The following is a 21785-nucleotide window of genomic DNA, read 5'->3' as shown; positions in this document are numbered from 1 at the left end:
CCTACGCGAGAATCACTTGGTTTCTGCCTTTGTTTTTCGCCTCGTACAAGGCGACGTCGGCCTGGTGGAACAGCTCCTCCACGCTGAACTGCGGCTGCAGGTCCCGGCTCCATGCTGCCAGGCCGCAGGAGATGGTGACCCGCGGAGTGGTTTCCGCCTCCACCAGGGAGCGGATGCGCTCGGCGATGCCATGGGCGGTCACCTTGTCCACGCGCGGCAGGTAGATCGCCAGTTCTTCGCCGCCCCAGCGGGCCGCGATATCCGATTCACGAATGTTGCGTCGAATCAGCTCGGACACCTGCAGCAGCACTTCGTCGCCCACCTGATGTCCGTACGTGTCGTTCACCGTTTTGAAATAGTCGATGTCGATCAAGAGGAGCGAACCATAGCAGTCTTTCTCCAGCGACGACCGCACGCAGTCGTTCAGGTGGCGCCGGGTGTAGAGACCGGTCAGGTTGTCGGTGATCACCATCCGCTCCACTTCGTTGTGCAGCATGGCGTTGGTCATGGCCAGGCTGACGTGCTGCCCGAAGATCTCCAGCAGTTTATAATCGTCAAAACCAAAGAAATGATGGCGGGAATCGGCAGCGAGCAGCACGCCTCCCAGCTCTCCTTCCACCACCAGCGGCACTCCCATCAGCGACGCGCAGGGCTTCAGGGAAAAGGGCAGCGGTTTGGCGCCGGGCTGTGCGAGCATGAGCACCTGTTTGCCGGCCACTGCATCCGCCAACGGTTTTTCGGAGGCGGACACCAGCCGTCCGTGACACGCGGGCAGCGATGAAGAGATGACTTCGAAGCGGTCTTCATCCGGCCGTTTGCGCAGGATGGCGACAAATTCGGCCGAGAAGGTCTCCAGGAGCATCTTCGTCACAAAGTCGAGGATTTCCTTCAGATTCAGGCTGCGGTTCAACTGCCGTGCCATTTCGTTGATCAGGCGCAGCTCCCGGATCAGGTTGCGCGACTGCTGGTAGAGCTGGGCGTTTTCAAAGGCTTTCCCCGCCGTCTCCGCCAGGATCGAGATGTACTCCGTCTCCTGCGGCCCCGGTGCTGCCTGCCGTTCGGCCGTTAGCTGCAGCACCCCGTAAATGCCCTGTTTGCCCAACAGCGGCGCGGCGATCACGGCCATTGGGATGCCGTCGCGCTCTTCGTAATCGACGACCAGTCTTCCCTCCAGGTACGCCCGCGTGCTGGTGGACGCGTCATCGTCCTGAAAGGAGAGGGGTTTGACGGGTGTGGTGGCGTTGGTTTCCACGGTCAGAAACAGTTCGACAAAAGCCGTCGGATAGAGCTTCCGGATGCTGGTCACGATCTCGCTCAGCACGTCTTCCACGTCGATGGACGCCTGAATCCTGGTCATCAACTGATACAGCAGATCCTTTTGGGTGGCCTCGCGGCGCAGCGCATCGGCGACCATGGTCCGCCACAAGGCGTAGCTCGCCTTTTCCCCCACTTCCTGCAGGAAGGCGACATCCCGTTCGTCGTACACACAGTCCGGCTCGTCAGGCGGGAGGTGCAGAAACAGCGCGTACAGCGGCCTGTTTTCGCAGGAGATGGGAAAAACGACGGTGCGATGCTCGTCCCACACGGACGGCGTGATCATCCGCTCGCCCAGGCGGGCCGCCACCTGCTTGATGTGGCAGTCCCCCTCGCCTGCCGGCTCGGTGGTCACCAGTTCCCGGCTGTTCAGCGTTCCGACTTCCGTCAGCCTGACGGCGGAGCAGTACCCTTTTTCCACGATGTCCGCGATCTGCCCCACCAAACTGGTCAGCAGATCCTTCGTGTTGTCGTGCCTGGTGAGGTTCATCACGATTTCGCTGGTGGCGTGCTGAATGTAGGCATCGTACCCCATCCGGATCAACGGTTCCAATCCGCGCATGAAGGAACAGAAGTCGAAGTCTACCTCCGTCTGGGGGGCCAGCATGCCGATAACGGCGCGGGCACGCCCGTCGCGTTCGCACAGCGGAAACGCGCCCCAGACCAGGGGACCGCTGTCCGCCACACATACCGTGATCTCTCCCGTACGCAGGGCGCGGGATACGGGCGAGCGGGCATCGCCGCAAAGCGAGCTGCCCTTTTGCAGGTCAAGTCCGTTGGGATTCCAGGTTTGGCCGACTTGCATCCTGATGACGTTGAGCAAACGGCCGACGGAATCTGTCAAGAAAAGAATGCCTGGGCGCTTTTCCGGCCAGGATTGCAGAATAAAGTGGGCCATGTAGGAAAAGACAGTCTCCAACTTCCCCAACATTTTGCTTGACACGAGAATTCCCTCTCTCAGCGTTTTCTCATTTTTCCAAATGGTCAGTATCATTGACCTGCAGCACTTCCCAACGCTGCCCGGTGTAACGGAACACGTTGACTGCCGTGTTGTCGATCCGCGTTACGCCCGTTCCCTGCTCACCGTTGGTCACGTAGTGCAAAAAGCAATTAATAAAGCCTCCGTGGGATACGACGACAATCTCTTCGCCCGGATGGCCGGCCGCCAGCCCGGTCAACGTCGTCACAGCTCGCTGTTGCATTCCCTCGAAGGTCTCGATTCCGCATGCCACTTCATCTTGATGTGCAAACCGTTCCCTGATTTCCTCGTACGTCAACCCTTCCCACTGACCGTAGCACCGCTCCCTGAGCGCGCTCAAGGCGGAAACGGAGACGCCGGCGTTCTCCGCAATCTGGCGGGCTGTTTGCAGCGCCCGGCTGAGATCGCTGGAGTAGACGGCACGGATGGTCTTGCCGCGAAAACGGGCAGCCACCTGCCGCGCCTGGCGCAGGCCCGCTTCGTTCAGCGCCACGTCGCTGTGGCCCTGAATGCGGCGCGCGAGGTTCCAATCCGTTTCACCGTGGCGAATCAAGTAGACGATCGTATCCAAGTTGCTTACTCCTCCCCGGCCGTGATTCTGGTGCTGGTCCTTTTTCATTATATAAGATGAATGTTTGCAATTCCATATAGATTGCGACACATCTGGGACAAAATTCCCATTTTTCCTCGCCTCTCCATTTCCCCCGTCCGCGTGAAACGAGCGTGCGGTTCCACGCGTCAGAGAAGGTGTACGCTTGATTTTGACACCGTGGAGGGATTGTACATGAAACCGTGGATCATCCGATCGGGCTCCGTTGTGCTGAGCGCCGCCCTGCTGGCGCCTGCCGCCCAGGCTTACGCGGAGCAACCGCTGCCGTCCGCCGCCCCCGTCCAGTCCGGACCGGTCAGCGCCCCGGCGGGCAAGCCGCTGGCCGATGCCGCCGGCAAAGCCAAACTGTCCAAGGAGGCGGCGCTGAACATCGCCAGACAACTGGTTCCGGAGGGACTGGAGCTGGAAAACGTGTCGTTCCGTTCGGCTGACATCTGGCGCACGTTTCCGGAATGGACGTTTATCTGGGTGAAAAAAGACCGGAACCAAAACGAGATCACGTTCTCCTATACCGTCAGCATCCACGCCGACAGCGGGGAGCTGACCGGCTATTCCCGCTACGAACAACATCCGTCCAAACCCGCCTACACCAGCCGCGTGTCGTATGCTGAGGCACAGAAGGTGGCGGAGCAGTTCCTCGCCCGGCACAACCCGGCCAAAGCGGCGGCGACCCGCCTGTATGTGCGCGATCTGCCGCAGCCCAAAACGCCGCTTGATGCCGGCACCTCCTACACGTTCCGGTTTGTCCGCCTGGTGGACGGCGTGCCGTTCCCCGACAACGGCGCGGACATCACCGTCAGCGCCGCCGGTACGGTCACCGGCTACACGCTGAGCTGGAGCGATGGCGTCCGCTTTGAAAAGCCGCAGCGGATGCTTTCGCCCGAGGAAGCCGCCGCGCTGTTCAAGCAGCACGCGAAAGCGAAGCTCTCCTACGTGCTTCCCTGGGATGCGCGGGGAGAGGAGCGGAACAACCCGATTCTGGCCTATCAGAACCCGTTCTCCTTTTACCTGGACGCAGGAGACGGCACGCCCTTGACGGAGACGCTCGCGCCGCTCAAACCCGAGGTGGAGAAACCGCCCGCAAGCGGCAAGCGCCTGCCCCCGCGCCACACGGGCAGCCCGCTCGGACAGGATGCCGCCGTCCAGTTGGCGGAACGAACGTTTGACCTCTCCGGATACCAACTGCGTGCCGCCACCTACAACGAAAAGGACTACAACGGCAGCCGGCCGGTCTGGAACCTGGAATACGAAGCGAAGAACGCCACCGGCCAAAGCTATGTCTTCATCGCCATGGACGCGCTCAACGGGGACGTGTACCACTTCAGCAAAAACAACCGGCTGCCGGAGCCGCGAAAGGCGGCGGCCAAAAACGCAGACGCGGACAGCTTGAAGAAAAAAGCGGCGGAAGCGATCCGCTCCTGGACGCCGACCTGGGCCGACCGGCTCTATCTGACGGAATCAGCGGAGCCGCAGCAGCCGGACGCCGAGCGGTACGAGGTGCGGTTCCAGCGGCTGGTCAACGGCATTCCGGCCGCCACCGGCTCCGCCAGCGTCTCGTTTGATGCCGCCACCGGCGAACTGCTCTCCTACAACGTGAATGTGGGACCGGAAACCTACCCGGCGCAGGTGCCGAAACACCGCCCCGCCGAAGAAGCGCTGGCGGCCTGGCAGAATGAAACGGAGATGGAAGCGGTCTACGTGCTCGAGCCCTTCCCGGATGGCGCGGCCGCTTCCCGCGTCGGCAAAGCCGCCACTTTGCCCGCGCGCAAGGCGAAGCTGGTGTACCGCGCCGCAGTGACGCCGCTGGATCAGCCGTACGTCTTTGACGCCGTCAGCGGCGGCTGGCGCAGCCTGGCGACGGGCAAGCCGATCCAGCTTCATCGTCCCGCCCCCGCCGACCTGAAGGGACACCCTGCCGAAAAAGAGCTCATGCTGATGTACGAGTACGAGGCGCTCTCCCTGATCGACGGCAACATCCTGCCGGAGCGGAGCATCACCCGCGGCGAAATGATCCAGATGCTGATGCTCAGCCTCAACGAGGGACGGGTTTTGCCCTTGGCCGCCGAGCGGAAAGCGAGCTTTCGCGACGTCGCCAGCGACTCCCGCTACTTCGCCGCCGTCGAAGCCGCCGTCGACCGCGGCCTGCTGGACAAGGACTCCCCGTCGCTGAAGCCGGATGAGACGATCACCCGGGAGGAGCTGGCGGACATGATCGTGCGCGCCCTGGGATACCGCAAACTGGCGGAGCACGCCGAGATGTTCGCGACGAAGCTGACCGACATCGACCAGTCCACACACCGGGGCGCCATCGTCATCGTGACGACGCTGGGCATCATGCCGCCCGGCGAAGGGGAGTTCCGGCCGAAGGGCAGCGTCTCCCGGGCGGACGCCGCCATTGCGTTTGCCCGTTTCCTGGAAAAACGGAGCGAGCTGGAAGAGAGCCGCACGTTTTAACCGGCAGCAAAACCAGCGGCCGGGAACGCAGCCGGGGCGTGCCCAAGCAGGCCGCCCCGTACATTTTCCTTGACTTTGCGCGGCCCAAGACTATAATATTGGATGTATGTGTACAGGGTAGCATTGATTGCAGGTAAAAACGGGAGGTACCACCCTCTTAGTTTCATCCCTTTACAGGCTGCGGCTGAACTACCTGTGAGGAGCACGATGCGGAAACGCTACCGTCCGAAGTTCGTGTAGGTAAAGATGGAACTAGCCTTCCGGAAGTAAACACCTGTGAATCCCATTTCAAAGGAGAATGAAAACATGGCACGTTACACTGGTCCACGTCACAAACTGGCCCGTCGTCTGGGCATCTCCCTGGATGGCACCGGCAAAGACATCAAGCGCAACTTCCCGCCTGGCCAACACGGCCACAGCCGTCGCAAACTGAGCGAATACGGCATCCAGCTGCAAGAAAAACAAAAACTGCGCCACATGTTCGGCGTAAGCGAGAAACAATTCCGCCGCACGTTCGAGCAAGCTACCAAAATGCACGGCGTTGTTGGCGAAAACTTCATGAAACTGCTGGAATCCCGTCTGGACAACGTGGTATACCGCATGGGCTTCGCGCCGACTCGTCCGGCTGCGCGCCAACTGGTTAACCACGGCCACTTCCTGGTAAACGGCAAAAAAGTGAACATCCCGTCCTACCGCGTACAACCGGGCGACGTGATCAGCGTTCGCGAGAAGTCCCGCAACCTGCAAATCATCAAGGATTCGCTGGAAGCGCGCAGCTTCCTGCCGAACTACATCTCGTTCAACGACAACGCGATGGAAGGTACGTTCACCCGCCTGCCGGACCGCGAAGAAATGCCGGCGGAAATCAACGAAAAACTGATCGTCGAGTTCTACAGCCGTTAATCTGTGGAGCGAGTCGAAAAAAGAGCAGTGCCGATTGCCGGCCTGCTCTTTTTTGATGGGCGCAACGTTTTTTCATCCGCTGCATGCCGTCGCTAACATAAAGAAGAAAACCCGCGCCAAATCGGCACGGGCTTTCGTGGCGTTATCCCAGCTTTACCTTCGCAAACTTTCGCTTGCCCACCTGGACGACCATGCCGTCCGCAAGCGGCACGCTCTGATTGATGTCGGCCACTTTCTCCTCGTTTACCTTGACCGCTCCCTGCTGTACCATGCGGCGGGCTTCCCCCTTGGAGTCGACCAGCTTCAGGTCAAACACGAGATTGACGATGTTGGCCTCGCCGTTTTCGTAGGCGGACCCATCCAGCGCCACTTCCGGCAGATCGGTCGGCAGGGCGCGCTGCTGGAAGACGGTTTTGAAGTAGGTCTCCGCCTCTTCTGCCGCCTCCTCCCCGTGGAACATGCGCACAAAGGTTTTCGCCAGCCGCATCTTGGCGTCGCGCGGGTGCACGCTGCCGTCGGCGAGGCCGCTCTTCAGCGCTTCCAGTTCCTCGCTGGAGATGTCGGTCGCCAGTTCGTAGTAGCGGAGCATCAGCTCGTCCGGCACGGACATCGCTTTGCCGTAAATTTCGTTCGGCGGCTCGTTGACCCCGATGTAGTTGCCCAGGCTCTTGGACATCTTCTGCACGCCGTCCAGCCCTTCCAACAGCGGCATGGTGAGGATCACCTGCTGCTCCTGGCCGAACTCTTTCTGCAGGTGGCGGCCCATCAGCAGGTTGAACTTCTGGTCGGTGCCGCCCAGCTCCACGTCGCTTTCCAGCGCCACCGAATCGTAGCCCTGCATCAGCGGGTAGAAGAATTCATGCAGCGAGATGGCCTGGCCGCTGTTGAAGCGCTTCTCGAAATCGTCCCGCTCCATCATCCGGGCCACCGTGGTCTTGGCCGCCAACTGCACGACGTCGGCGAACGTCAGCGGCGCCAGCCAACTGGAGTTGTAGTGCACTTCCACGCGGCTCGCGTCCAGCACCTTGCCGAACTGCTCCACGTAGCTTTTCGCATTTTCCTTCACCTGTTCCTCGGTCAACTGCTTGCGCGTCTCCGACTTGCCCGTCGGGTCGCCGATGCGGCCGGTGAAGTCGCCGATGACCAGTTGGATGGTGTGGCCCAGTTCCTGGAACTGGCGCAGCTTTTGCAGCACGACCGTATGGCCGACGTGAATGTCGGGAGCGGACGGATCCAGCCCCAGCTTCACTTTCAGCGGCCGGCCGGTCGCGACAAAGCGCTCCAGCTTGCGCCGCAGCTCCTCCTCGGGAATGATTTCCACCGCCCCTCGGCGAATCACCGCCAACTGGCGTTCCACTTCCTGCTTCTGCGCTTCCGTCAGCGCGTACGTCTCGTTTGTCTGTTCGACACTCATCCCTGTACAGCTCCTTTTCCTTGATCCCTGACATCCATAAAAATAAGAAAAACCCGCCCCTGGTTAGGGACGAGTCTGCACCCGCGGTACCACCCTAGTTGAAAAGATGCGCACGGCACCCTTTCCGCTCATTGCGCAGGGTAACGGCCTGCTCCGTCCGGATTGTCCGGAAGGCTCCCGGCGTGTACTTCGCGATGTGGAAGGGGCTGGTTTGCACCGACCACCAGCTCTCTGAAAACTCCGCTTGTCACTCGCTACTGTCACCGTTCGACGCCACGGTCTGCTGTAAAAACGTATACCGTTATTGTTGCACAGCGGCTATCCCCTGTCAACGGCGCACTTCTATCCTCCCGATCCCTCCTATGGTATAATCAGGATAACGCTAGGGGGTCGTAGATCTATGTCGAACAAGCACTCTTCTTCCTCTGAACCGGCCAAGCGCAAGCGCCGCCGCGGCCGCAGGCGGACAGTCCTGCTGATGGTCCAGGGCCTGCTGCTGATGGGGCTGTTGGGCGTCATTCTGGCCGGAGGCATCGTGACAGGCTACGTCGCCGCGCTCGTCAAGGACGAGCCTGTGCGCAGCCGGGAAGAACTGCAGAAAAAAATCTTCACCAACTACCTCACCGGCTTCGCCTATTACAACGACGGTTCGCTGATCGGACAGCTCCGCGCGTCCGAAGGGGACAGGCGGCTGGTGAGGAAATCCGAAGTCTCTCCTTATCTGATCAACGCCATCATCGCCACCGAAGACAAAAACTTCTTTCACCACAAGGGAGTCGTGCTCCAGTCGACGCTGCGCGGCGCCTATCAGGACTTGACCAACCAGCCTGTCGTCACCGGCGGCAGCACGCTGACCCAGCAGTTGGTCAAAAACACCATCCTCTCCCATGAAGTGAGCCACATGCGCAAAGCGCGGGAGATCTTCAACGCGCTGCGCATCGAGCGGATGTTTTCCAAGGACCAGATTCTCGAAGCCTACATGAACGAGATCTACCTCGGGAAAAACGCCAACGGCTCCAATGTGTACGGCGTCCAGGCCGCAGCCAAGGGCATTTTCAACAAGGACGTGAAGGACCTGGACCTGGCGGAAGCCTCCTATCTGGCGGGGATGATTCAAAATCCCGGGGCGTATTCGCCGTTTAACTCCGAAGGGTACCGGCGCGGAAAGGATCGCCAGAAGATGGTGCTGGACCGGATGATGGAAAACGGGTACATCACCCAGACCCAGTACGATGAAGCGCTGGCGTCCGATCTGAAGGCGCGGCTGGCCAAACCGACGCAGCAGGCGTACCGGGAAGTGCCGTTCCTGATGATGGAAATCGAAGAGCGGGCCGCCCGCGCGCTGGTCGACGCCGAATTAAAGGAAAAAGGGCGGGACAAGTCCAGCGTCGGACGCAACGAGTACCGCCAGTTGATCGAAGAAAAGCGGCGCGACATCCTGCGCAACGGCTACAAGGTGTACACCACGATCGACAAGGACGTCAACGCGATCATGCAGGACGTGGCCCAGGACCCGAAAAACTTCGGAAAAAACGCGACATACACGATTCGCCGCTCCAACGGCAAGACGGAAAAGATCGAAAACGCCCTGGAAGAAGTCGGCGCCATGCTGATTCACAACAAAACCGGCGCCATCCTTGGCATGATCGGCGGACGGGATTTCAACGTGGAACAGACCAACCACGCCACCGTTCCCCGTCAGCCGGGTTCGGCCATGAAGCCGCTGGCCGCCTACGCGCCCGCGTTTGAACTGGGACTGCTGCAGCCCGCCTCGCCGATCGACGATTCCCCCGTGCTGCTGGCGGACGGGCAAACCGGCTCCCACCTGCCGATGAACTGGAACAACAAGTTTCACGGCATCATGAGCGCCCGCGAAGCGCTGCGGATGTCCTGGAACATCCCGGCGATCAAGACGTACCTGAAGGTAGGCATCCCGACGGCGCTGGAATACGTGAAAAAAATGGGCGTCACCACGCTGGTCGACAGCGACAATTACGCCGCCACGGGGGTGATCGGCGGGCTGACGTACGGATTGACGGTGGAGGAAATCACCAACGCCTACGCCACCTTTGCCAATCACGGGTCGTTCGTGGACGCCTACCTGATCGAGCGGATCGAGGACAGCCAGGGCAGGGTCATCTACCGGCACGAAGGGGAGCCGGTACAGGTGTACAGCGAACAGACCGCCTATCTGATCACGGACGTGCTCCGCTCGGTGGTCAACGCCGGCACCGGCACCCACATCCGCCAGTACGTTCCGCGCAAGGTGGACGTCGCCGGCAAGACGGGGACGACCAACAACAGCAACGACCTGTGGTTCGTCGGGTACACCCCCGACCTTTCCATGGGCGTCTGGATCGGGTACGACGAGCCCTATCCCATACCGGACCGGGACAAATACGTGCCGATGGCCGTGTGGGGCAAGATCATGAAACAGATTCTCGACAAACACCCGGACTTGTCGCCGCCCGACAAGACCTTCGACAAACCGGCTGGCATCGTTACCGCCACCGTGGACAGCAAGTCCGGGCTCCTGCCGAGTGAACTGTCCAAAGAGGCGGGCCACCTGATCACCGATCTGTTCAACCGGCAGTTCCTGCCGACCAAAACGGACGACTCCCATCAGAAAGCCCGTGTCGTCCTCTACAACGGCGAGCGCTACCTGGCCAAGGAAGGAACGCCGGACGACTTCGTGTCGGAGGGCATCTTCTTCCGCTCGCCGGACCCGCTGCCCGACAAGGAGCAGATTCTCGCCAAAAACAAAAAGGCCAGCGTCAAGCCGCTTGATTGGGAGCAGCGCCTGCCCGACAAGGAGGACCCCAGGACCGAGGTGGCCGGCGCTCCCGCCGCTCCCGCCAACGTCACCGCCGTCCGTTCCGGCGAGCACGTGACGCTTTCGTGGAAGTCGGGCGGCGAAGCGGACCTGATCGGCTACCGCGTCTACCGCGCCAACGCGCAGAACGGATTCGTCCGCATCGCCACGGTGAAGGACCCGGCCGTGCTCAGCTATACGGATGCGTCGGCAAACGGCGGGCGGTACGGCTACTACGTCACCGCCGTGGACATCACCGGCCAGGAGTCGGCGCCGTCAGCGGTGGCCTCGGCCGGCGATTCCGCAGGCACCTGGGGGAACCCGACCGTCCCCGGCCAAACGGAAACGCCGCTCCCTGGACCAAACGGTTCGACCGACGTCGGATCCGGCGGAGAGCCGGCCGGAAACGGCGGAGAGCCCGCTGCCGCGCCGCCCAGTGCGCCCAAGTCTTTGACGCTGAAAAAGGCCCAGGACGGCTGGAAGCTGCAGTGGAAGGCCAACAGCGCAAATGAACAGGTCATCGCGTACAACGTCTACTTCAGCCCGGACCCGGCAACCGGATACCTGCTCCTGGAATCGGTGACCGGCACCAGCTACGTGCACATGACCGAAGACGCCGGCGGCACGTATTACGTCACCGCCGTCAACAGTTTCGGAGAATCGCCGCAATCGAACAGCGTCTCCGCCCACTAAACGACGTATGATAGGGATAGAGAGGTGAACAAGAGATGGTTTGGCTGCCATCTCTTGTTTTCTAGACCAGGAGGTGCATCGATGAAGCACGTCAAGCGCTATCATTCACAGCAGCTCGTCGCCGGCGGAAAGCGGCTGCTGGTGGAAGGGCCCATCGAACCGGAACGTCTGGCCTCCCTCCGCTTCGACGAAGGGCTCAAGGCATTCCGCGTTCCCGAAGAGCAGCACAAGGCCCTCGTGGAAATTGCCGCCCTGCCGGAGGGGCGGATTATCGTGGCCCGGGAAGAGGAGCTGGTGCTGGGCTACGTCACGTTTCTCTATCCCGACCCGCTGGAGCGCTGGTCGCAGGCCCAACTCCCCGACCTGCTCGAGCTGGGGGCAATCGAAGTGAGCCAGGCCGTGCGGGGCGGCGGCGTCGCCAAGACGATGCTGCAGGTGGCCTTTGCGGACGACGCGATGGAAGACTATATCGTCATCACGACGGAATATTACTGGCACTGGGACCTGAAAGGAACGGGGCTGGATGTGTGGCAGTACCGGAAAGTGATGGAAAAGGTGATGGGCAGCGTCGGCATGGTCTGGATGGCCACGGACGATCCGGAAATCTGCTCCCATCCGGCCAACTGCCTGATGGCCCGAATCGGCAGGCGGGTCCCGCCGGAGAGCATCGCCGCTTTTGACGCCATGCGCTTTCAAAACCGCTATTTCTATTAGGAGCGCCAGGGAAAGGGGGAGGTTTTGCCCATGCGAATCGAGAAGATCATGCGCCGGCGGGTCGTCACCGTCCACCCCGCCACCAGCATCGGCGACGCGCTGAAACTGCTGCGCGGCAACCGCATCCGGCATCTGCCCGTCGTGGAACAGGAGCGCCTCGTGGGAATCATCTCCGACCGCGACCTGCGCGATGCCCTGCCGTCCACGCTGCTCGTCCACGACGACGATCACACCGTCCTGCAAAAGCCAGTGGCGGACATCATGCAGCGTCAGGTGATCACCGCCCATCCGCTCGATTTCATCGAAGACGCGGCGGTGCAAATCTACGAACACAAGGTGGGTTCGCTCCCGGTCGTGGAAGGAAACCGGCTGGTCGGCATCATCACGGAATCGGACCTGTTCAACAGCCTGATCGAACTGTTTGGCGTGAACAAACCCAGTTCCCACATCGAGGTGGAGGTGGACGACCGCGTGGGCATGCTGGCGGAAGTCAGCCAGGTGATGCGTGAAGCCCAGGTGAACGTCTGCAGCGTGGTCGTCTTCCCCGGGGGCCGGCCGGGCAGGAAGAATCTGGTCTTCCGCGTCCAGACGATCGACCCGCGCCCCGTCGTTCAACTGCTGCGCGACAAGGGCTTTGCGGTCGTCGCTCCCGGGGAAGGGGGGGACCGGCGTTGAGCCGCAACGCTCGTCTGATCTACTCCGCCGACTACACCCGGTATTACTTTCACGACGAACATCCGTTCAACCAGCGCCGTCTGCTCCTGACCTACGATCTGATGAGCGCCTACGGATTGCTGAACGACGCCGACATCCTGCCGCCGCGGATGGCGACCGACGAGGAACTGGCCCTGATCCACGATCCGCGCTACATCCAGTTTGTGCGGCAGCAGGGGGAAAGCGACGCCGAGCTGCCGCTGGCGGCCGGGTACGGGATTGGCACCGAAGACGTCCCCTGCTTCCGGCAGATGCACGAGGCCGCCGCCCTGATCGTCGGCGGCACCCTGCAGGCGGTGGACGCGGTGATGAACGGACAGGCGGAGCACGCCTTCAACCCCGCCGGCGGGCTGCACCACGCCTTTCGCGGGCGGGCATCCGGCTTTTGCATCTACAACGACTGCTCCGTCGCCATCGCCTATCTGCGCAAGCACTGGGACGCCAGGATCCTGTACATCGACACCGACGCCCATCACGGAGACGGCGTGCAGTGGGCCTTTTACGACGATCCCAACGTCCTGACCGTCTCCCTGCACGAGACCGGCAAATACCTCTTTCCCGGCACCGGCAGCCTGACGGAGCGGGGGGAAGGCAGCGGCTACGGCTATACGGTTAACATTCCTCTGGAAGCGTTTACAGAAGATCAGTCGTTTTTGGACATTTACCACGAGTTGGTTCCCAAATTGGCGCGCGGCTTCAAGCCGGACGTGATCGTGACGCAAAACGGCTGCGACGCCCACGCCTACGACCCGCTTACGCACCTCTCCTGTTCAATGCGCATCTACCAGGAGATTCCCCGGCTGGCTCATCGCCTGGCGCACGAGTGGTGCCAGGGCCGCTGGATCGCCGTGGGCGGCGGAGGCTACGACATCTGGCGGGTGGTGCCCCGCGCCTGGACGCTGCTCTGGAGCGAGATGACCGATCAGCCGCTCGCGGACGGCCCGCTGCCGGAGGCGTGGCGCTCCCGCTGGCAGCCGCTGAGCAGTCTGGAACTGCCGGCCCGGCTGTTTGACGACCCGTTTCCCCCGATCCCCCGCCGCGCGGAGATCACTGAGAAAAACCGCATCACGCTGGAGAGGGCGCTGATGTACGCGCCGATCGGAGCGGACAACTGAACGGGCAGACAGCGGGCCGGTTCGCCGGCCAAAAACGAAAAACCGGTCTCTCCCGCGAGAAACCGGTTTTTTCATGCGCGTTTTGTTACGAACGGCTCAGCAGCTTCTCCAGCTCGTCTGGCTGGAAGCCTTTGACCGCTTTGCCGCCGACCACCGTCACGGGCACGCCCATGAAGCCGAAGCGCTCCACTTCTTCCTGGTAGGCGCGGCTGGTCATCACGTCCCGCACCTCAAACGCGACGCCCTTTGCGGTCAGCCACTGTTTCACCATGTCGCAGTCGATGCAGTTTTTGGTGGAGTACACGATCACGCCGGGCGTCATCGCGCGCAGCATCCGGCTGACGATCGCGTAAGAACGGCGGGACGCCAACTGGGTAAACTCCGCGAAGTTGACGTGCGCGGAGCCGTCCGCCTTGTCCGACATGGAGCGAACGATCACAAACGGCACGCCGTTCATGGCGCACACCTGCGCGACGGCTGCGCCCTCCATCTCCGTGCAGTGGGCGTCAAACTGCTCGCGGAGCCACTTGACCTTTTCCCGGCTGGCGACGAACTGGTCGCCGGAGAGAATCCGCCCGCTCGCGACCTGCACGCCGTCTTCCAGGTCCTTGCCCGCTGCGATCGCCAGCTCCCGCAGCTCCGGGTCAGCCTGCCACACCCACTGCTCGGTGTACGGAATCTGGCCGGGGGCGAATCCCAGTGCTGTCACGTCAATGTCGTGCTGCACGCAGTCCGTGGAGACGACGATATCGCCGATGTTCAGATCGGGGTGAACCGCTCCCGCCACCCCGGTGAAAATGACGCGGTCCACCTTGAACTGATCGATCAGCATTTGCGTGGTGACGGCGGCGTTTACCTTGCCCACCCCCGATTTACAGAGAACGACGGATGTTCCCTCCATCTCTCCCTCGTGGTAGACGATGCCCGCCTTCTCCGTGCTGACCGTGCCGGTCATCGCTTCCAGATACAGCGCAATTTCCTCGTCCATCGCGCCGATAATCCCAATGCGCATCTCTTTTTCCCTCCTGCTTCTCCTGCTGTCAAACGCTTCGTCCCTCGCGGCGCTTCAGGTTTCCCGCGGCCGGGTGCTTTCGCGGTATTCGATGCGGTGGGGCAGCAGCACGACGTGCTCCTCCACGTGCTCGTTGTTCATGTACTTGGTCAACAGGCGCATCGCCACCGCTCCGATGTCGTACATCGGCTGGACGACCGAGGTGAGCCGCGGCCGCACCATTTCCACCAGCCGGATGTTGTCGTGCCCGATCACTTCGATGTCGGCCGGCACGTTCAAGCCGGCATCCTGCACGGCGTGAATCGCCCCGATCGCCATTTCGTCGCTGGCGGCAAAAATGGCGGTCGGCGGGTCGGACAGCTTGAGAAACTCTCCGGCGGTGCGCAGCCCCGATTCGTAGAAGTAGTTGCCGTGGGCCACCAGCTTCTCGTCAAGCGGAATCCCGGCGTCGGCCAGCGCCTTTTTGTAGCCCTCGTAGCGCATCAGACCGCCCAGCGGGTCGTTGATCGGTCCGGTGATCATCGCGATCCGCTTGTGTCCGTGATCGATCAGCGCCTTGGTGGCGTCGTAGGCCGCCTGGAAATGGTCGATGGTGACGGACGGCAGCGTGTTGTCCGCATCCCGCGTCGCCGCCAGAACGGTCGGCACCGATGCGCTGGTGAGCGCCTGCAAATGGTCTTCCTTGATTTCCGCTCCCATGAACAAAAGGCCGTCCACCTGCTTTTCCAAAAGCGTGTTGATCAACTGCAGTTCCTTTTCCATGCGCTGGTCCGAATTGCACAGGATGATGTTGTACTTGTACATGGTGGCGATATCTTCGATGCCGCGGGCCAATTCGGAAAAAAACAGACTGGAGATGTCCGGGATGATGACACCGACCGTCGTTGTTTTCTTGCTGGCCAATCCGCGCGCGACTGCGTTGGGCCGATACCCGAGTCGTTCGATCGCAGCCAACACTTTTTTGCGCGTCAATGGTTTGACATTCGGGTTCCCGTTGACAACCCGGGAAACCGTCGCCATCGAAACTCCCGCTTCTCGTGCCACATCATAGATAGTAACCGGCATCACATACCCTCACTTTCCCCATTTTATGGTTTTCATGATCATTTTCATAAATGTATGCACTTATGATACGACAAGCCGTGCCCGGTTGCAATCGTTTTCCGGGCGAGCGGCCCCTCATCTCATCAGCTTGTTCATCGTCTTCAAGAGTTCGTCAATCACTTCGCTGTCTCCCTGTTGAATGCGGTCGATGACACAGCTTTTCATGTGTCCTTCCAGCAGCATTCTGCCCACCGCGTTCAGCGCCGACTGGGCCGCCGCGATCTGATTCAGGATGTCGTCGCAGTACACGTCCTTTTCCACCATGCCGCGGATGCCGCGAATTTGTCCTTCCACCCGGTTCAGCCGGGAGATGAGATTGCTCTTGATCTTGTCCGGACGCGGGGTGGACCGCTCCGACGTACAGCAGTGCTCCTGTTCACTCATCCGCCATCGCTCCCTTCAGCCATGTCCTCTTGTGCTTAGCTTACTGGCTGGGACGCGTTTCGTCAAATGAGGAGGGCCCTCCCGCCGATCGGAAGAGCCCTGGACACTGCTTATTCAGACGGACGGATCAGCGCCGTACCGTTGCCGTTTCTTCCTTATAAAGACCGGATGCGAGCAGTTCGTCGAGGATATGGTTGAACTGCGGGATGTTGACCTGCTGCTTGGCGTCGGACAGGGCGACGTCCGGATCCGGATGCACTTCGATCATGACGCCGTCCGCGCCGACAGCGAGACCGGCCTTGGCCGTAGGCAGGAGCAGATCGCGGCGGCCGGTGGAGTGGGTCACGTCGACGAATACCGGCAGGTGGGTCTCCTGTTTCAACAGCGGCACGGCGGAGATGTCCAGCGTGTTGCGGGTCGCTTTCTCGTAGGTGCGGATGCCGCGCTCGCAGAGCATCACCTGCTTGTTGCCCTCGGACAGGATGTACTCCGCGGCGTAGATGAACTCTTCGATCGTCGCCGACAGCCCGCGCTTCAGCAGGATCGGATGGTTGATGCGTCCGGCCGCTTTCAGCAGTTCAAAGTTCTGCATGTTGCGGGCCCCGATCTGAATCACGTCGATGTAGCGGGTGGCCAGTTCCAGGTCGGCGGGATTGACGATTTCGCTGATCGTCACCAGGTTGAATTCGTCCCCGATCCGCTTGAGAATCTCCAGGCCTTCCACGCCCAGACCCTGGAAGTCGTACGGCGAGGTGCGCGGCTTGTACGCTCCCCCGCGCAGGACGCGAAGACCGCGCTTGACGTGATTCTCCGCCACGGCGCGCACCTGCTCGTAGCTCTCCACGGAGCACGGGCCGGCAATCAGGATCGGACGGCCTCCGCCGAACTCCACGCCCTTGACCGTGATCACGGTGTCTTCCGGCTGTTTCTTGCGGCTGACCAAGAGAACCTTTTTGTTGTCGTCGTTCATCAGGTCGAGCGACGCCTGGAAAATTTGCTTGAACAGGTGGCGGATCGTGTTGTCGCTGAACGGACCGTTGTTGTTTTCCACCAGTTGGGTAAGCATTTGGCGCTCCCGTTCCGGGTCGAAGGGGTTGACGCCCTGCTTCACCTTTTCCTTGCCCAGCTCCTGGACGAGTTCGGCCCGCCTGTTGATCAACGAGAGAATCTGCAGGTTGATCTCGTCGATCTGTTTGCGCATGGTTTCGATTTGGTCGTGTGCCATCTTCGTCTCCACTCTCCTCGTTTTCCTTTGTACTCACACGATAAATTAGGGTTATTATAATCAATCAAACTGCCCTTGTCAGCAGTTTAGCGCCAAAAAGCGCGAAAGTAAATTGTAAATTTGTTTTAAAACGTTTGCAAAATTCCTCCTGTCGAGAAGATTGCCTGTTTCGACAGGATTCTCCGCGCTTCGAGTCGAAATCATTCCCGAAGTGATTTCCCGGATTTTCCTCCGGAACGAGGAGTGACCTGGTTTTGTCGGACATTGTGCAAACAGCCTCGGATGAGCTGATCTTTGCTTTGGATATTGGAACCCGCAGCGTGGTCGGGCTGATCGTGGAGCCGGTGGGCGATCGGTTCCGCATCGTCGACTGCGCCATCCGCGAGCATGACGAACGCTCCATGCTGGACGGACAGATTCACGACGTCGTCGCCGTCTCCAAAGTCATTCGGCAGGTCAAGGAGCAGTTGGAAGAAACGCACGGCCCGCTGAAACGGGTGGCCGTGGCGGCGGCCGGCCGTTCGCTGCGGACGCGGCGGGTGCGGATGGAGATGCCGATTGCCCGGCACGCCGCCATCTCCCGCGACGACGTGCTGACCCTGGAGTTTTCCGCCGTGCAGGAAGCCCAGGCCCAACTGGCCCAGGAGCTGAACGAACGGGACGTCACCCGCTACTACTGCGTCGGGTACAGCGTCGTCAACTACTACCTGGACGGCGAACTGATCGGCAGCCTGATCGACCAGCGCGGGGAGACGGCCAGCGTCGACGTGATCGCCACATTTTTGCCCCGCGTGGTCGTGGACTCGCTGCTAGCGGCGCTGCAGCGCTGCGACCTGGAAATGCAGGCGCTGACCCTGGAACCGATCGCGGCGATCAACGTGCTGATCCCCGTCACCATGCGCAGGCTGAACATCGCGTTGGTGGACATCGGCGCCGGCACCTCCGACGTGGCCCTGACCGAGGAAGGGGCAATCACCGCCTACGGCATGGTGCCGGTGGCCGGCGACGAGATCACCGACGCCCTGATGAACGCCTTTTTGCTCGACTTCCCGATGGCGGAGGAAGTGAAGCGAGCGCTCACTTCCCGCGAAACGGTGACATTCACCGACATTCTCGGGATGGAGCACAGCCTGTCTTCCGCCGAGGTGGCGGCCGCCATCGACAGCGACATCCGCCACCTGGCCGCCAACATCGCGAACAAAATCCTGGAACTGAACGGCAAGCCGCCGCAGGCCGTGATGCTGATCGGCGGAGGCAGCCTGACGCCAAGACTGACGGAACGCGTCGCGGAAGCGCTGAAGCTGCCGCCGGCCCGCGTCGCCGTCCGGGGAGCGGACGCCATCCGGCAGTTTGTGGACGAACATCCGCAAATCACCGGACCGGAATTCGTGACGCCTGTCGGCATCGCCGTCGCGGCGCGCCGCCATCCGGTCAAATACGTGACCGTCACCGTCAACGACGCGCCGGTCCGCATCTTCGACCTGCGCAAAATGACGCTCGGTGACGCCCTGATCGCGGCCGGCATGGACATCCGCCGCCTCTACGGCCGCCCCGGCATGGCGATTTCGCTGACCGTGAACGGCCGGATCAAAATCATTCCGGGCGGCCACGGCACCCCGCCCGTCATCGAGAAAAACGGGGAAGCGTCGGGCCTGGACGCCCCTGTGGCCGACGGCGATGTGATCGTCGTCGTGCCCGGTCAGGACGGCCGGGAAGCGGAGGCGCGGGTGCTCGATCTGCTGGACCACCTGGACACGCTGGAACTCACCTGCAACGGCCAACCGCTTTCGCTCGGCCCCATCGCCCTGGTCAACGGCGTGCGGCAGCCGCTGGACGCCCCGCTCGCCGACCGCAGCGAGGTGGAGATCCGCCTGCCCCGCACGGTGGAAGAGGTGCTGCGGGAAGCGGGGCTGCTCCCGGACGGAGACGAAGAAGCGACGCCTCCCCTCCGGTTCAGCGTCAACGGCCGGTCGTACACTCTGCCAGCCCGCATCCTCCGGGTGGAGGTAAACGGCAAACCGGCCGCACTGGACGATCGCGTGCGGCCGGGCGACGATCTGGTATTCCGGGCGGAAGAGCCGCCGATCCCCGCCATCCGCGACGTCATTCCTCCCGAGGAGTGGGGGCAGGAGACGATCACCGTCCACTTCAACGGTCAGCCTGTCGTGCTGCCCGTGGGCGGCGTATCCATCACGATGGACGGCCTCCCCGCCCAGGCGGACGATCCCGTCCGGGACGGCGCGGTGATTACGGTGAAGACCGCCGCTCCTGCCGCTCCCCTGTTCAGCGACGTCTTCCGCTATGTCGACGTCTCGCTGGAAAAGCCGACGGGCGAAGGCATCTCCCGGCTGGTGACGCTGGTCAACGGGGAGCCGGCCTCGTTCCAGACGGAGTTGAAGAGCGGCGACAAGCTGGAGCTGTATTGGGAGTAACCGTCTGCTCTGCACAGAAAAAAACGGGTGCGGCCCTTACAATGCCCACCCGTTTTTTTGCGTTTTCGATTCGCGGCACGCCGCGATGGGGCCAAGCCGCCCGCCGTTTCATGCGAAGGGCGGACGCTTGCCGCTCCCCGCACCCTCCCCCGTCGTTCGCCGCATCCGCTCTAGCCCTGCACCGCCTCACGGATGGCGTCCTTGGTAATTTTCCAGTGGGAGGTGTGCCATTTTACCTGGCCGTCCTCCAACAGAAAGATCTGCGGCGACTCGTGCTTGATGCCAAAGCGCTCCTCCACCGCGTTGGAGACGGGACGGTCCTCGCGCACGAGAATGACCGCCGCGGGGAGTTCCTGTTCGCGAAGAAACGCCTGATACTCTTCATAAGCGGCCGAGCTGATCGGGCAGATGGTGCTGTGCTTGAACAGCAGCCGCTTGCCCGCGCCCGCCACGAATTGATCCAGTTCTTCCAGCGTGTGCAGTTGTACTTCCGTCACGATGAATCGCTCCTCTCACATCTGGTGCATGTGGTTACCAGTATACGGAATCGCATCGGCGAAGTCTACGTTTCAAGTGTGGATGCGGTCCGCTGATCCGCGGGGCAATGCCTCATAACCGCATCCGCGATATCGCGGCACAGCGAAAAAAGAGCCGTCCCTGCCGTGAGGACAACCCGGTTCGCCTAGACCATGATCTTCGTCAAACGCTGCCGCAGTTCGTGCATCCAATTCTGATCCCCCAGCGATCGGGCCAGCAAAAACAGGTCCAGGAGTTCGTTCACCCGCTCCTGCAGCGCCTCTCGCACAGTCGCATCCTCTTTCTCTTTGGCGATGAGCACCATCAAATGGGAAAGCTCCGACACTTCTTCAAATTCAATCGATTGGCGCTGCGGATGTTGGCCCCATTCCTCCATGAGTTTCTTCAGATCATCTTTGATGACATCCACCACCTGGGAATGACCGCAGGCATCGTTTCCGCAGACGTGTACCGGCACGTTCATGATTTTCACGCGGCTGCGGTACACGACGTTGCGCAGCACGAGCTCCATGTCACTTCCGCAGCGGCTGCATTTCTTGTACATGGGTTCACCTCTATCCGCATCTGTATACTCCTCCTACTATTCGAGCCTTCTCCCTGCAATCCTGCCCCAAACGAGGTGGTACTTGGTGGATGGATTGTCAGTCCCAAGCAGCGAAAAAACGCCCGGCGGCTGACCTCCATCCGTCCGTGAGAACAGGACCGGACAGGGGATCAACCGCCGGGCGCAGGCACCAAGCGGCATCGCTCGGCAACGCTGCCGGCGATCAGGCGTAAATGGCGTTCACTTTCTCGCAATGGGGGCAGACGGCCACTTTTCCGGAACGGCCCAGCTCGTCCTCGACGCGGTATCCGGTGATTCGCTCGGAAAAGCAAAACAGGCATTCCGTATTAAAATCCATATCGTACTGTGCCTTCCATACAATCGATTTAAAATCCTCGCCGACGCTGATCAGGATCGCCGGGATTTCGTGAGGCGTGCTGGACAAAGCTCTGCGCATGACAACTGCCATCCTTTCGTTTCGCATAGTCTTTTCGTATCCTCTAGCTTTTCCATGTTTTCAGAATAATATACTTCCCAAAAATGGGCATTTGCCCGTTACGGCTCTGTGCGAAAACCCATATGTTATGGATGTAAGCACAAGAGGCTTAACAAACAAAAGGAGGATGTTTGATGAGCAGCATCTTTAACGGCGACCTGGACGATTTCACTCTGGTGTTGATCCTGTTCATCCTGCTGGTAATTGTTGGTTGTTCGTGCGACAATTAAACGGCAGTGCGCACATCCGCGCAAATGATTGCATATACATTAGCACCGAATCCTGCACAGCGCGTTTCATACGCACGCTACCCTGACCACGGGTAGCTT

18 protein-coding genes and 1 other annotated feature are annotated in these 21785 nt (G+C 61.1%); of the genes, 8 read left to right on the top strand and 10 right to left on the bottom strand.

What is annotated here, in order from left to right; translation table 11 throughout:
* Position 1: 1 nt before the first annotated feature.
* Positions 2-2257, bottom strand: coding sequence for a GGDEF domain-containing protein (locus tag FOI68_RS06280; protein ID WP_255433380.1), 2256 nt, complete (start codon positions 2255-2257; stop codon positions 2-4).
* Between the two features lie 25 nt (positions 2258-2282).
* On the bottom strand, positions 2283-2864 hold the full coding sequence (locus FOI68_RS06275) for a histidine phosphatase family protein (protein WP_044897344.1): 582 nt from the start codon (positions 2862-2864) through the stop codon (positions 2283-2285).
* Between the two features lie 213 nt (positions 2865-3077).
* On the opposite strand from FOI68_RS06275, the gene FOI68_RS06270 reads away from it, so the two are divergent.
* Together FOI68_RS06270 and rpsD are read left to right on the top strand one after the other, a co-directional pair.
* On the top strand, positions 3078-5357 hold the full coding sequence (locus FOI68_RS06270) for an S-layer homology domain-containing protein (protein ID WP_143862630.1): 2280 nt from the start codon (positions 3078-3080) through the stop codon (positions 5355-5357).
* A gap of 306 nt (positions 5358-5663) precedes the next feature.
* Complete coding sequence (rpsD, locus tag FOI68_RS06265; protein ID WP_029098707.1) at positions 5664-6260, top strand: 30S ribosomal protein S4; 597 nt, start codon at positions 5664-5666, stop codon at positions 6258-6260.
* 142 nt (positions 6261-6402) lie between these two features.
* Here the strand turns inward: rpsD and tyrS are convergent, their stop codons facing one another.
* Positions 6403-7674 (bottom strand): tyrosine--tRNA ligase, encoded by a 1272-nt coding sequence (gene tyrS, locus FOI68_RS06260; RefSeq protein WP_143862629.1) that lies wholly within the window; start codon positions 7672-7674, stop codon positions 6403-6405.
* 62 nt (positions 7675-7736) lie between these two features.
* Positions 7737-7954: a binding site (T-box leader), on the bottom strand.
* A gap of 120 nt (positions 7955-8074) precedes the next feature.
* Between tyrS and FOI68_RS06255 the strand changes: the two genes are divergently transcribed.
* From FOI68_RS06255 to FOI68_RS06240, 4 genes are all read left to right on the top strand, one after another.
* Positions 8075-11179, top strand: a complete 3105-nt coding sequence (locus tag FOI68_RS06255) for a transglycosylase domain-containing protein (protein ID WP_143862628.1) — start codon at positions 8075-8077, stop codon at positions 11177-11179.
* Positions 11180-11260: 81 nt separating this feature from the next.
* Complete coding sequence (locus FOI68_RS06250; RefSeq protein WP_143862627.1) at positions 11261-11893, top strand: GNAT family N-acetyltransferase; 633 nt, start codon at positions 11261-11263, stop codon at positions 11891-11893.
* A 30-nt stretch (positions 11894-11923) separates the two neighbouring features.
* On the top strand, positions 11924-12568 hold the full coding sequence (locus FOI68_RS06245; protein WP_029098703.1) for a CBS and ACT domain-containing protein: 645 nt from the start codon (positions 11924-11926) through the stop codon (positions 12566-12568).
* Positions 12565-13722 carry an acetoin utilization protein AcuC gene (locus tag FOI68_RS06240; protein WP_029098702.1) on the top strand — a complete coding sequence of 386 codons (1158 nt, stop codon included), beginning with the start codon at positions 12565-12567 and terminating at the stop codon, positions 13720-13722. Before FOI68_RS06245 ends, FOI68_RS06240 begins: the two co-directional genes overlap by 4 nt.
* A gap of 85 nt (positions 13723-13807) precedes the next feature.
* Here FOI68_RS06240 and FOI68_RS06235 read toward each other — a convergent pair whose 3' ends face one another.
* From FOI68_RS06235 to FOI68_RS06220, 4 genes are all read right to left on the bottom strand, one after another.
* Positions 13808-14734: a 5'-methylthioadenosine/adenosylhomocysteine nucleosidase gene (locus FOI68_RS06235; RefSeq protein WP_065067005.1), complete on the bottom strand. Its 927-nt coding sequence runs from the start codon at positions 14732-14734 to the stop codon at positions 13808-13810.
* 54 nt (positions 14735-14788) lie between these two features.
* Complete coding sequence (ccpA, locus tag FOI68_RS06230) at positions 14789-15799, bottom strand: catabolite control protein A (protein ID WP_044897348.1); 1011 nt, start codon at positions 15797-15799, stop codon at positions 14789-14791.
* Positions 15800-15913: 114 nt separating this feature from the next.
* Positions 15914-16222, bottom strand: coding sequence for a metal-sensitive transcriptional regulator (locus FOI68_RS06225; protein WP_029098699.1), 309 nt, complete (start codon positions 16220-16222; stop codon positions 15914-15916).
* Positions 16223-16349: 127 nt separating this feature from the next.
* On the bottom strand, positions 16350-17447 hold the full coding sequence (locus FOI68_RS06220) for a bifunctional 3-deoxy-7-phosphoheptulonate synthase/chorismate mutase (protein ID WP_044897349.1): 1098 nt from the start codon (positions 17445-17447) through the stop codon (positions 16350-16352).
* Positions 17448-17701: 254 nt separating this feature from the next.
* Between FOI68_RS06220 and FOI68_RS06215 the strand changes: the two genes are divergently transcribed.
* Positions 17702-19879: a cell division protein FtsA gene (locus FOI68_RS06215; protein WP_143862626.1), complete on the top strand. Its 2178-nt coding sequence runs from the start codon at positions 17702-17704 to the stop codon at positions 19877-19879.
* Positions 19880-20049: 170 nt separating this feature from the next.
* Here the strand turns inward: FOI68_RS06215 and ytxJ are convergent, their stop codons facing one another.
* The 3 genes from ytxJ to FOI68_RS06200 form a co-directional block, all read right to left on the bottom strand.
* Positions 20050-20376 (bottom strand): bacillithiol system redox-active protein YtxJ, encoded by a 327-nt coding sequence (gene ytxJ / locus FOI68_RS06210; RefSeq protein ID WP_143862625.1) that lies wholly within the window; start codon positions 20374-20376, stop codon positions 20050-20052.
* 185 nt (positions 20377-20561) lie between these two features.
* Positions 20562-20960 carry a hypothetical protein gene (locus FOI68_RS06205; RefSeq protein ID WP_029098695.1) on the bottom strand — a complete coding sequence of 133 codons (399 nt, stop codon included), beginning with the start codon at positions 20958-20960 and terminating at the stop codon, positions 20562-20564.
* Positions 20961-21183: 223 nt separating this feature from the next.
* The gene (locus FOI68_RS06200; protein ID WP_029098694.1) at positions 21184-21417 is read right to left on the bottom strand and encodes a hypothetical protein; all 234 of its coding nucleotides are present in this window, start codon (positions 21415-21417) and stop codon (positions 21184-21186) included.
* Positions 21418-21590: 173 nt separating this feature from the next.
* Here FOI68_RS06200 and FOI68_RS06195 point away from each other — a divergent pair, with 173 nt between their 5' ends.
* The gene (locus FOI68_RS06195; RefSeq protein ID WP_029098693.1) at positions 21591-21686 is read left to right on the top strand and encodes a YjcZ family sporulation protein; all 96 of its coding nucleotides are present in this window, start codon (positions 21591-21593) and stop codon (positions 21684-21686) included.
* Positions 21687-21785: the final 99 nt, after the last annotated feature.

The sequence above is a fragment of the Brevibacillus sp. LEMMJ03 genome, assembly GCF_007197875.1.
GTDB classification, from domain to species: domain Bacteria; phylum Bacillota; class Bacilli; order Brevibacillales; family Brevibacillaceae; genus Brevibacillus; species Brevibacillus thermoruber.
The sequence above is the reverse complement of the archived record's forward strand: the minus strand, read 5'-3'. Positions and strand labels throughout refer to the sequence as shown.